This is a genomic window from Delftia sp. HK171 (assembly GCF_001886655.1).
GTDB lineage: Bacteria > Pseudomonadota > Gammaproteobacteria > Burkholderiales > Burkholderiaceae_C > Comamonas > Comamonas acidovorans.
Map to the genome: position 1 here is coordinate 2,062,871 of NZ_CP018101.1, position 11,997 is coordinate 2,074,867.

9 protein-coding genes are annotated in these 11,997 nt (G+C 69.4%); 5 read left to right on the forward strand and 4 right to left on the reverse strand.

The window, feature by feature from the left end:
* Entirely contained in the window at positions 1-846 is an 846-nt protein-coding gene (locus tag BO996_RS09390) for a TauD/TfdA dioxygenase family protein (RefSeq protein ID WP_071954582.1), read from the reverse strand.
* Between the two features lie 20 nt (positions 847-866).
* Positions 867-1,835, reverse strand: coding sequence for a Bug family tripartite tricarboxylate transporter substrate binding protein (locus tag BO996_RS09395; RefSeq protein ID WP_071954583.1), 969 nt, complete (start codon positions 1,833-1,835; stop codon positions 867-869).
* Positions 1,836-2,081: 246 nt separating this feature from the next.
* Between BO996_RS09395 and BO996_RS09400 the strand changes: the two genes are divergently transcribed.
* Entirely contained in the window at positions 2,082-3,302 is a 1,221-nt protein-coding gene (locus tag BO996_RS09400) for a porin (RefSeq protein WP_071954584.1), read from the forward strand.
* 96 nt (positions 3,303-3,398) lie between these two features.
* On the forward strand, positions 3,399-5,933 hold the full coding sequence (locus BO996_RS09405) for an ABC transporter permease (protein ID WP_071954585.1): 2,535 nt from the start codon (positions 3,399-3,401) through the stop codon (positions 5,931-5,933).
* Positions 5,934-6,563: 630 nt separating this feature from the next.
* On the opposite strand, the gene BO996_RS09410 is transcribed toward BO996_RS09405, so the two are convergent.
* The gene (locus BO996_RS09410) at positions 6,564-7,577 is read right to left on the reverse strand and encodes a LysR substrate-binding domain-containing protein (protein ID WP_232240494.1); all 1,014 of its coding nucleotides are present in this window, start codon (positions 7,575-7,577) and stop codon (positions 6,564-6,566) included.
* Between the two features lie 238 nt (positions 7,578-7,815).
* Between BO996_RS09410 and BO996_RS09415 the strand changes: the two genes are divergently transcribed.
* Positions 7,816-9,315: an MFS transporter gene (locus BO996_RS09415; RefSeq protein WP_232240540.1), complete on the forward strand. Its 1,500-nt coding sequence runs from the start codon at positions 7,816-7,818 to the stop codon at positions 9,313-9,315.
* 39 nt (positions 9,316-9,354) lie between these two features.
* On the forward strand, positions 9,355-9,756 hold the full coding sequence (locus tag BO996_RS09420) for a group II truncated hemoglobin (protein ID WP_012203943.1): 402 nt from the start codon (positions 9,355-9,357) through the stop codon (positions 9,754-9,756).
* Positions 9,757-9,836: 80 nt separating this feature from the next.
* Here the strand turns inward: BO996_RS09420 and BO996_RS09425 are convergent, their stop codons facing one another.
* Positions 9,837-11,258: an NAD(P)/FAD-dependent oxidoreductase gene (locus BO996_RS09425; RefSeq protein WP_013803800.1), complete on the reverse strand. Its 1,422-nt coding sequence runs from the start codon at positions 11,256-11,258 to the stop codon at positions 9,837-9,839.
* Positions 11,259-11,593: 335 nt separating this feature from the next.
* On the opposite strand from BO996_RS09425, the gene BO996_RS09430 reads away from it, so the two are divergent.
* Positions 11,594-11,992 (forward strand): nuclear transport factor 2 family protein, encoded by a 399-nt coding sequence (locus tag BO996_RS09430; RefSeq protein ID WP_013803799.1) that lies wholly within the window; start codon positions 11,594-11,596, stop codon positions 11,990-11,992.
* Positions 11,993-11,997 lie beyond the last annotated feature (5 nt).

Consider the following 11,997-nt stretch of genomic DNA (forward strand, 5'->3'; position numbering starts at 1 on the left):
TCAGCGCGGGATGTCGCCGACGATGCCCGCGCGCTCCATGCGGCGGGGCGCCGGGTAGTAGTCGTTGAGTGCGTAGTGCTGGGTGCTGCGGTTGTCCCAGACGGCCACGTCGCCGGGCTTCCAGGACCAGCGCACCTGGTATTCGGGAATCGTGGCGCGGCTGATCAGGTAGTTCATCAGCAGCGCGGCGCCGGGCGCCTTGTCTATGCCGTGGCGCACGTTCTCGGGCGTGCTGTAGTTGACGAAGTGGGTGCTGAAGCCTGCGCCCACGAACAGCAGCTTCTCGCCGGTCTCGGGGTGGGTACGCACCACGGGATGCTCCACGGGCGGGTGCTCGCTGGCCAGCCGCGCGCGTGCCTCGGGCGCCATCACGGCGCCGAAGGTGTGCTCTATGCCGGCCTTGGCGCGCAGGCCGTCGATGCTGCGCTTGATGCTCTCGGGCAGCTCCTCGTAGGCCTTGACCATGTTGACCCAGATGGTGTCGCCGCCGATCGGCGGGCACTCTATGCAGCGCAGCACCGCGCCCATGGCCGGGTTGGGGCGCCACAGGCCATCGCAGTGCCAGGTGTTTTCGTAGCTGTGCGGATCGTCGCTGCGGTAGATGCGCACCAGGCCAGGGTGCTCGGGATCGCTGCCTGCCACGGGATGGTCCTCCAGTGGGCCGAAGCGGCTGGCAAAGGCCACATGTTGGGCGCGCGTGATGTCCTGGTCCCGGAAGAACAGCACGCGATGGGTCAGCAGCGCGGCGCGGATGTCCGCGAACAGTGCGGCGTCGCGTGCGGCATCGCCGAGATGGATGCCGGAGATTTCGGCGCCGATGGCGGGGGTGATCTGTCGGATCTGCATGGTCGGTGTTTCCCTGGAAGTCAGTTCGCGGTGATCTGGTATTTCTTCACGATGCCGGCGTTGCGCTCGGACATCTGGCGTGTCTCGCGCTGCAGCGCGGCGGTGTCGGTGAGCACCTCGGGCTCCAGCCCCACGTCGGAGAGTTTTTGCTGCACGGCCGGCGCGCTGGCGGCTTTCCCGATGGCGGCGCGCAGGCGTTCCATGGTTTCGGGCGGCAGGCGGGCCGGCGCGATCAGGCCCACCCAGCCGCGAAACTGCAGCTCGGGGTAGCCGAGTTCGGCGGTGGTCGGCACCTGGGGCAGGTGGCGCGAACGCCGGGGGCCGGAAAACGCGTAGGCACGCAGCTTGCCGGCCCTGATCAGGGGCACCGAGGTCAGCATGCCGTCGAACATGACGTCCACCTGGCCGCCCAGCAGGGCCTGCACGGCCGGCGGCGAGCCCGCGTAGCCCACGTGCTGCAGGTCCAGGTCCGCCTTGTCGCTGAGGATCAGGCCGGCGTAGTGCGACACGGTGCCGGGGCTGTAGCTGGCAAAGCTGGTCTGGCCTTTGCGTGCCTTGAGTTGCGCGAGCAGCTCCTGCAAGTCCTGGGCGGGCTGGCTGGCCGCGGCCACCAGCACCACGCCCGAGCGGGCCAACGAGGCCAGGGGCACCAGGTCCTTGAGCGGATCGAAGGGCATCTTGATCACATGGGGGATCTCGGCCAGCAGATTGCTTGCGCCCACCAGCAGCGTCTGCCCATCGGCGGGCGCCTGCAGCAGGGTCTGCATGCCCAGCAGGCCGCCTGCGCCCGGGCGGTTGTCTATCACCACGGCCTGGCCTGTTTCAGACGCGAGCTGCTGGCCCACGACGCGCGCCACGATGTCCATGGTGCCGCCCGGCGGTGCGGGCACGATGAGCCTGAGCGGCTGGCGGCTCCAGGCCGTGCCGCCGATGGCGATGGTGATGGCGCAGCCCGCGAGCAGCGTGGCGATGGCGTGGGGCAGTCTCATATCCGTGTCTCCTTGTTCCGTGTTCTGGCATCCAGTATCGAAAGCCCGCTTTCCCGGGACTTGCCATTGGGGGACAGGCATTTGCCTTGTTGGGACAAATCCATGGCAACCCTGACCAGGGCAACCCGCGCATGTCGTGAATTGCAAAGCCGTTGGCATGAACTGCCAAGAAGCGGCGCGATGGCTTTCCTAGAGTCGATTCGTGGCGCAGGACCGCGCCAGCCCCACGATGAACAGGAGACCTCCATGCCCCGACTTCACCCCCATCCCTGCGGCCTGCACGCGCTGGGCCTGCTGTGTCTGACAGGCGCGGCCGCCGCCCAGGCGCCCACCTCGGTCACGCTGTTCGGCGTGATGGACGCCGGCATCAGCCGCTACAGCGTGCGCAGCGAATCCTGGGACACGGGCCCCGCGCGCTCGGCGCGGCAAAGCACCTGGGCGCTGTCGCCCTCGGGCAACCTGGCCAGCCGCATCGGCATACGCGCCAGCGAAGACCTGGGCGGCGGCCTCATGGCCGGCCTGTGGCTGGAGGCGCCGGTGGCCAATGACACGGGCGGCGGCGCGCTCAACTTCGGGCGGCGCGCCACCATCAGCCTGTCCGGGCGCCTGGGCGAGCTGCGCATGGGGCGCGACCACACGCCTTCGTTTCTGAACGACTGGGCCTTCGACCCTTTCACCGTCAACGGCGTGGGCACCAACCTGATCGCCGTGGTCAACAGCAACCTGGCCATCGCCCGCGCGCTGGCCACGGGCGGCCTGCTGGGCGGCGGGCTGTCGGCGGGCACGGACACCTATCTGCGCGCAGGCAACTCCATCGGCTATTTCCTGCCGCCGGGCCTGGGCGGCGTCTACGGGCAGGCCATGTACGCCTTTCCCGAGAACAGCTCGAAGCGGGGGCGCTACGCGGGTGCCCGCATCGGCTGGGCCATGGGGGCGGCCGATGTGGCGCTGGGCTATGGCGAGAACACCCTGGGCACCTCGGGCGCCGGCGCGGAAAAGATCCGTTCGCTGAACCTGGGCGGCTCCTATGACTTCGGCCCGGTCAAGCTGTTTGGCGAATGGTCCGGCGTGCGCAACGAGCGGCGCGACCCCGGCACGCTGGCCGCCATCAACGACCGCTACCTGGGCGTTCTGGCCGGCGTGAACATCCCCGTGGGCCAGGGGGCGCTGCGCGCCTCTTATGCACGTGTGCAGTTCAGGAATGGCCAGGGCTTGGCCGACGGCGATTCCTCGGTGAACAAGCTCGCCCTGGGCTATGTGCACCCGCTGTCCAAACGCACGGCGCTGTACGCCACGGTGTCGCGCATCAGCGTGGGCAACGGGCGCAACAACCCGGGCGTGATGGGCGTGACGCCGCTGGTGGTCAGCAACCCGGCCATCCTGCCCCAGCCCGGCTACCTGACCACGGGCGGCATGCAGCCGGCCGGCGCGCTCGGGCTGGACTTTGGCCTGCGGCTGATGTTCTGAACGGCCGTGCCAATCGTTCTGAACGGCCGTGCCAATAGCCGTGCCAATAGCCGTGGCGCCCGGGTGCCCATCTTCGCCTGCGCTAATCTGCGCGGCATGAATGGATCTTCTGCATGGACCCTGGGTTGGCGCACCCTGTGGCGCGACCTGCGCGCGGGCGAGTTGCGCCTGTTGATCGTCGCCGTGATGCTGGCCGTGGCCGCGCTCAGTTCGGTGGGCTTTTTTGCCGACCGGCTGCAGGCGGGGCTGCAGCGCGATGCGCGCCAGCTGCTGGGCGGCGACGTGGTCGTGGTGGGCGACAACCCCACGGCGCCGGCCTTTGCCGAGCGCGCACGCGCCGAAGGGCTGCAGGCCCTGGAGACATCCAGCTTCCCGACCATGGCGCGCGCCAGCGATGCGCAAGGCGGCATGAGCCGCCTGGTGGCGCTCAAGAGCGTGCCCGAAGGCTATCCGCTGCGCGGCAGCCTGCGCGTGGCCGATGCCCCCGGCGCGGCCGACCGGGCCACGCGCGAGATACCGGCGCGGGGCGAGGCCTGGGTCGATGCGCCGCTGCTGGAGTCGCTGGGCATAGGCGTGGGGGACATGCTGCTGCTGGGCGACGCCCAACTGCGCGTGGCGCGCATCATCTCCATCGAGCCCGACCGGGGTGCGGGCTTCATGAACTTTGCGCCGCGCGTGATGATTACCTCCGCCGACCTTGCCGCCACGGGCCTGGTGCAGCCGGCCAGCCGCATCACCTACCGCCTGGCCGTGGCCGGCGCGGGTGATGGCTCCGAGGCAGCCGTGCAGCGCTACCGCGTCTGGGCCGAGCAGCAGGCCAAGGCGCCCGGCGTGCATGGCGTGCGCGTGGAGTCGCTGGACAGCGGCCGCCCCGAGATGCGCCAGACGCTGGACCGCGCCGAGAAATTCCTGAGCCTGGTCGCCCTGCTGGCGGCCCTGCTGTCGGCCGTGGCCGTGGCCCTGGCTGCACGCGGCTTTGCCAACAGCCACCTCGACGCCTCGGCCATGCTGCGCGTGCTCGGCCAGAGCCAGCGGCGCATTGCAGGCGCCTACACGGTGGAGTTCGTGCTGGTCGGCCTGGCCTCCAGCGCCGCGGGCGTGCTGCTGGGCTGGGCCATCCACCATGTGTTCGTGCTGCTGCTGGCCGGGCTGGTGGAAACCGCCTTGCCCGCACCAGGCCTGTGGCCTGCGGCCTTCGGCGTGGGCATGGGGCTGACCCTGCTGCTGGCCTTTGGCCTGCCGCCCGTGCTGCAACTGGCGCGCGTGCCGCCGCTGCGCGTCATGCGCCGCGACCTGGGCGCGCTCAAGCCTGCCTCGGTGGTGGTGCTGGCCGTGGGCGTGGCCGGCTTTGCGGCCTTGCTGCTGGCGGCCAGCCGCGACATCAAGCTGGGCCTGATCGCCGTGGGTGGCTTTGCCGTGGCCGTGCTGCTGTTCGCGGCCCTGGGCTGGCTGGCCGTGCAGGTGCTGCGCCGCCTGGTGCACGAGAGCACGGCGCCGCGCTGGCTGGTGCTGGCCACGCGCCAGATCGCCGCGCGCCCCGCCTATGCCGTGGTGCAGATCAGCAGCCTGGCCGTGGGGCTGCTGGCGCTCATGCTGCTGGTGCTGCTGCGCACCGACCTCATCGGTAGCTGGCGCCAGGCCACGCCGGCCAATGCGCCCAACCGCTTCGTCATCAACGTGCAGCCCGAGCAGGCCGACGGTTTCCGCGCGGCGCTGGCCAAGGCTGGCGTCACCTCCTATGACTGGTTCCCCATGATCCGGGGGCGTCTGGTCACCGTCAACGGCAAGCCGGTCGGCCCCGCCGACTTCAGCGAAGACCGCGCCAAGCGCCTGGTGGACCGGGAGTTCAACCTCTCCACCACGGCGCAGGCGCCCGCACACAACCTGATCACGGCGGGCACCTGGACGCCTGGCGCCAAGGGCGAGATCAGCGTGGAGGACGGCATTGCCGAGACCCTGGGCCTCAAGCTCGGCGACACGCTGGGCTTCGACGTGGGCGGCGTGCCCAGCGAGGCGCGCATCACCAGCCTGCGCAAGGTGGACTGGGGATCGATGCGCGCCAACTTCTTCGTCATCTATCCCGTGGACCACCTGGACGACGTGGCCGTCAGTTACCTGGCCGCCTACCGCGCGCCCGACGTGGCGGGCTTCGACAACGCCCTGGTGCGCGAGTTTCCCAACATCACCAACGTGGACCTGAGCACCACGCTGGCCCAGGTGCAGCGCGTGCTGGACCAGGTGATACGCGCGGTGGAATTCCTCTTCGGCTTCACCCTGGCCGCCGGCCTGGTCGTGCTCTTCGCCGCCGTCACCGCCACGCGCGAGGAGCGCGCGCGCGAGTACGCCATCATGCGCGCCGTCGGTGCCCAGGCCCGGCTGCTGGCGCAGGTGCAGCGGGCCGAGCTGGCCGGTGTGGGCCTGCTGGCGGGTTTCCTGGCCAGCTGCGCGGCGGGGGCGGTGGGCTGGGCCCTGGCGCGCTGGGTGTTCGAGTTCAACTGGACCGTGCCCTGGTGGGCTCCGCTGGCGGGGGCTGTTGCCGGGGCCTTGCTGGCCTGGATGGCGGGGTGGTGGGCGTTGCGGGAGGTGTTGAGGAGGCCTGTGATGGATACGTTGAGGCAGGTGGCTGAGTAGGTCTTTGGGTTCTGTTTTTTGTCCCTGCCGGGTGGTTGTTTTTCGAGGCCGGGGTTCGGCCCGGCGGCCGACCTACTTTCTTATCGCGCGATAAGAAAGTAGGCAAAGAAGCGCGCCCCGCACTGCCCACGACCCCTTCGCTTCGCTACGGGGCGACCTGCGTTGGGCGGGATGCGGGGTGCGCCGCAGAACTCGCTTTGCGCTTCGCGCGCCGCTCAAACAACTGCGGCAAGTCAGATGACGAAGCAAGCCTGTCCTTCGGCAGGCTTGCCACCCCGCATCCCGCCCAACGCAGGCGTGGGCAGAAGGGGGGAGGCTGAGGGACAGCCAACAGCCAACAGCCAACAGCCAACAGCCAACAGCCAACAGCCAACAGCCAACAGCCGGCGCCGAGCGAAGCGACGGCCCGTCAAAACTCCCCGTATGTCAGCGCCTGCGGCGTGGTGGTTGCGGGGTTGCAGTCCTGCCGAAGGACAGGACTGCTTCGTGATCTGACTCGCTGCGGTTGTCTGAGCGGAGTTCACGAAGTGAACGCAGCGAGTTCCGCAGCGAACCCCGCAACCGCCACGACGCAGGTTGCCCCGCAGCGAAGCGAAGGGGTCGCGGACATTCGGGTCGCCTTTGCTTTGCCTACTTTCCTTCGGCCGGCGTACCGGTGGCGAAACAAAGGAAAGTAGGTCGGCCGCCGGGCCGAGACCCGGCCTCGAAAAACAACCACCCGGCAGGGGCAAAAAAAGGCGACTCCGGCGAGCAGAGACACAACTCAGCCCTCCTTGAACAACCTCCCCCCACAAAATCCACAAACGCCCTCACCTTAGGCGACAACTGCCGACTCGACGCCCACAGCGCCGAAAACTGCCCCGTGTGCGTCAGGTCCTCCGCCAGCACCCGCTGCAGCTCGCCACGCCCCAGTGCATCCCGCGCCAGGAAGTCCGGCATATAGGCCAGCCCCATGCCCGCCACGGCCGCGCCCAGCATGGCTTCCATGTTGTTGCAGACCAGGGCGGCGGGCAGGTGGGGCGGCATGCCGGGCAGCACCCATTCCTCCAGCTTGCCGCTGCTCAGGAAGCGATAGCGCAGGCAACTGTGCTGTGCCAGTTCGGCGGGGGATTGCGGTATGCCCCGTGCCGCCAGGTAGTCGGGCGAGCCGGCCAGGATGAAGCGGAACGGACCCAGCCGGCGCGCGACCAGGCGTGAGTCGGCCAGTTCGCCGCTGCGGATGACCACGTCCAGGCCGGCCTCGACCACGTCCACCAGGTGGTCGTTGAAGTCCAGGTCCAGGTCAACCTCCGGGTACAGGGCCTGGAACTCGGGCAGCACGGGCAGCAGGAAGCGGTAGCCGATGGTGGGCAGGCTCACGCGCAGCCGCCCGCGCGGCGCCTCGGCGGCGGCCTGCATGGTGGCGCGCGCATCGTGCAGTTCATCCAGGATGCGGCGGCAGCGCTCATGGAACAGCGCGCCTTCCTGCGTGAGCCGCACCTGGCGCGTGGTGCGCTGGAACAGGCGCAGGCCCAGTTGCTGTTCCAGCCGCGCCACGTTCTTGCCTACGGCCGAGGCCGAGATGCCCAGGGCGCGCCCGGCCTCGGCAAAGCTCAGCAGGTCGGCTGCACGCACAAAGGATTCGAGTCCGCTGAAGCTGTCCATGTCGATTGCCAACCTTGGGTTGGGAGTGTGGGGAGTCTGGCGCCTATTTTCACGGCATTGCAGCGCTTTTATCGTTCATGCATGCCTGGCCATGTGCGGCCGGGAAATTGCGAAAGCCTTGCCAACCATGTCCTCCTGCCTGACTTCTTCCCGCGCACCGGGTGCGCTCCACGGTACAGCGCGACCGCGTGCGTCCCCGGTCTGGGTGCTGTTGTCGGTGTGCCTTGCGGCGCTGGCGATGCCGCTGAGCTTTACCGGGCCGGCCGTGGCCCTGTCTGCGCTGCGCGAGGCGCTGGGCGGCGGGCCGCTGGCGCTCAACTGGGTGACGAATGCCTTCATGCTGAGCTTTGGCGCCACGCTGATGGCGGCCGGCGCGCTGGCCGATCTGCACGGGCGGCGGCGCGTTTTCCTGACCGGGCTGGGCGTGGTGCTGCTCAGTGCGCTGGCCCAGGCCTGCCTGGGCGGGCAGGGGGCCATTGTCGTGTTCAACCTGCTGCGTGCGCTGCAGGGCCTGGGCGCGGCGGCCGCGCTGGCGGGCGGCACGGCGGCGCTGGCCCAGGTGTTCGATGGAGCGGGGCGCATGCGGGCCTTCAGCTGCGTGGGCACGTCGTTCGGCGTGGGCCTGGCCTTCGGGCCGCTGCTGTCAGGCTGGTTGCTGGGCTTGGCGGGCTGGCGCGGCGTGGTGCTTTGCGTGGCCGCCGTGGCGCTGGCCGCGCTGGTGCTGGGGCAGCGCTGCATGCCGCAGTCGCGCAATCCGAAGGCGCAGCGGCTGGACCGGGCGGGTGCGCTGCTGTTCACCGCAGCCCTGGCGCTGCTGACCTGGGGCGTGCTGCAGGGGCCGGAGGCGGGCTGGTCCAGCGGGGCGGCGCTGCTGCCGCTGGCCGGTGCCGCGCTGGCGCTGGCGGCCTTTGTGGCCGTGGAGCGGCGCGTGCAGCAGCGCACGGGGCAGCCCATGCTGGACCTGTCGCTGTTTCGCTATCCGCGTTTCGTGGGCGTGCAGTTGCTGGCGGGTGCGCCGGCCTATGCCTTCGTGGTGCTGCTGGTGCTGCTGCCGGTGCGCTTCATCGGCGTGGAGGGCATGGCGCCGCTGCAGGCGGGGCAGCTGATGTTTGTGCTGTCCCTGCCCATGCTGTTCGTGCCGTTGCTGGCGGGCTGGCTCACACGCTGGGTTTCGGCCGCGCTGCTGTGCCTGGCGGGGCTGCTGGTGTGCGCGGCGGGCCTGCTGTGGCTGGGCGGGTGCGCGCCGGGCACGGCTTTTGCGCAGATGGCGCCCCCGCTGCTGCTGATCGGCCTGGGCATCGGGCTGCCCTGGGGTTTGATGGATGGCCTGGCCGTGAGCGTGGTGCCCAGCGAGCGCGCCGGCATGGCCACGGGCATTTTCAGCACGGTGCGCGTGGCGGGCGAAGGCATGGCGCTGGCGCTGGTGGGCGCGGGGCTGGCTGCATTGCTGGCATGGCGTCTGTCGGCCCTGGCAGCTCAGGCGCCCCAGGCGGCGCAGGCGGTGCATGCCACCGGCCGCGCGGCGCAGTTGCTGGTGACGGGGAACATCGCCGAGGCCATGGCCCTGCTGCCCGGCCTGTCTGCACCCGCCGTGCTGGCGGCCTATGGCCAGGCCTTTGGCGTCTTGCTGGATGTGCTGGCGGGCATCACGGTGCTCACGGCGCTGGCGGTGTACGGCTTCCTGCGTGCCGGGGCCCCCACGGATACCGGTACGGGCACGGACATGGCACATGCCTGACAATCGCGGGTTTCACTCAGCCGCCAGCCGCTTTTCGCCATGTCAGAGGAATCCCAGAACAACGCCCCCCAGACCCCCTATGAATGGATCGGCGGCGAGCCCAGGGTGCAGGCCCTGGTGGACCGTTTCTACGATCTCATGGACCTGGAGCCCGGCTATGCCGAACTGCGTGCCGCCCACGGCAGCACGCTGGCCGATGCGCGCCAGAAGCTGTTCTGGTTCCTGTGCGGCTGGCTGGGCGGCCCGGACCATTACCAGGACCGCTTCGGCCACCCGCGCCTGCGCATGCGCCACATGCCGTTTTCCATCGGCATCCTGGAACGCGACCAATGGGTGGCCTGCATGGACCAGGCCATGGGCGAGACCGGCGTGCCCGAGGATTTGCGCGTGCGCCTCAAGGCCAGCTTCATGAACACGGCCGACTGGATGCGGAACCGGTAGCAGGTGGCTGCCCCCGGCGCTGCTGAAAAAAAGGGCCGGCCCCCTGCAGGAGGCCGGCCCAAGCAGCAATCGGTTGGGGTTCAGAGCTTTTCGTCGCGCATGTAGTACCAGTGGTACAGGAACCGCTGCCCCAGCCGGCGAAACGGCGCAAACGCGGGCGAACGCACCATGTTGAAGACGTTCGGATACTCCAGCTCCGAGTTGTAGATGGGCAGCTCGAAGGTCTTGCTCTGGCGCCCCGCGATGCGCTCGGCCATGCGACGGCCCGCGTGGGCCGAGAAGGAGACGCCGTTGCCGCCATAGCCCACGGCGTAGAAGATGCTCTGGGCCGGATCGGGCTGGAAGACGCGCGGCATCATGTCGTGGCTCACATCGACCCAGCCCCACCAGGAGTAGTCGATGGTGATGCCCTTGAGCGCCGGGAATTTGCGGTGCAGGCCGTCCACCAGCTTGGCCATGTGGATGGGGTTGGGCGCATCGGCACCCGTGACGGCGCTGCGGCTGCCGATCTGCACGCGGTTGTCGGGCAGGCGGCGGTAGTAAAAGCGCAGCGTGCGGGTGTCGGTGATGACCTGGGTGGTCTTGAAGCCCGTGGCCTCCAGCTCCTGCTCGGTCAGCGGTCGCGTGACCAGCGAGTTCGAGAGGATGGGCATGATCTTGGAGCGCAGGCTGCCATGCAGGGCGTTGCTGGTGTAGCCACCCGTGGCAAAGCCCACGGCACGCGCCCGCACGGTGCCGCCGGGCGTACGCAGGTGGTGCACGCCGTTGCGCGTCTCGACGCCCAGCACCGGACTGGCCGGGTGCACCTTGACGCCCAGCTCCCGCGCCTTGCGCAGGTAGCCGAAGGCCAGCTTGAGCGGGTGCACGCCGATGCCGTCGGGCTCGTGCATGGCGCCGTGGCTGTCGGCGTCGTTCACATAGTCGCGGCGCAGCTCCTCAGGGCTGAGCATGCGGGCGTCGTAGCCGAAGACCTCGCGCATGATCTGGGTCTCGTTGCGCAGGAAGTCGAGTTTCTTTTCGCGGTGGGCGATGTAGAGGTGGCCACCAGGCTGGGGCTCGCACTCGGGGAATTCGGCCACCAGGTCCTTGAAGGTCTGGAAGCCCTCGCGGATCTCGGCGTCGAGCTTGAGCGCCACGTCCTTGCCCCAGCGTGCGATCCATTGCGAGCGGTACAGGCGCCCGCTGGCGTTCTGCCCCTGGCCGCCGTTGCGGCTGGTGCAGCCCCAGGCGGTCTGGTTGGCGTCCAGCACCACGGCGCGTATGCCGTGCTCGCGCGCCAGGAACAGGGCCGTGGCCAGGCCCGTGAAGCCCGAGCCGACGATGGCCACGTCCACGTCCATGTCGCCGCTGACCGGGCCGTCATCGTCTGGCGGGCGTCCCGCCGTGCCGACCCAGTAGGTGGGCGCATAGCCCGTGCCGTGGCCCGGGTTGGCGGCCACCAGCGGGTCGTACTGAGGGTCGTAGGGACGCAGGTGGCTGGGGCGGATGTCCTCGGCTTTCATGGCGGATGTCTCCTGGTGCGGCGGCTTGGGATCTGCCGCTTTTTGCTATGGATTCGGTGGAATGGGGCCAATGCCGGCGAGCCCTGCAAGGCGGTGCGCCGACGATGGAATCAGCATAGCCAGCAGGCCATGGAGCCAGTTAGCGCCACAGCCCAGCTTTCGATAGAGCCAGTGGCGGCCGGTGCGCGCGCCTGGACCTAACGATTGATGGCATCTGGTTCTAACGGGTCCGTGTGCCTGCTACCTACCATGGCCCATCGACATTTCGATGACGCGGCGCGGCGGCCCTGCCCGGGGCCCGGCGCCGTGGTACCCACCACAGACAAGGAGACAGCATGAGCGCAGACACCAACCCTCCGGATGCCCAGTTCCTGGCCCGCTTCGCCGAGGCCTGGAACCGCCACGACATCGAGGCCCTGATGGGCTTCATGGCCGATGAATGCGAGTTCCACGCCGTGGCCGGGCCCGATCTCATGGGCCGCAGCTTCGTCGGCCGCCAGGCGGTGCGCGAGGGTTTCCAGATGGCCTGGCAGGCCTTCCCCGATGCGGCCTGGCTCGATGGAGACCATTTCGTGCAGGGCGACCGTGGCGTGTCCGAGAGCACCTTCAAGGGCACCAAGGCCGACGGCCTGCGCGTGGAAGCGCGCATGGTGGATGTCTTCACCTTCAAGGACGGAAAGATCGCCGTGAAGAACGCCTTCCGCAAGGACCGCCCGCCGGTGGCGGCCGCCTGACGGCG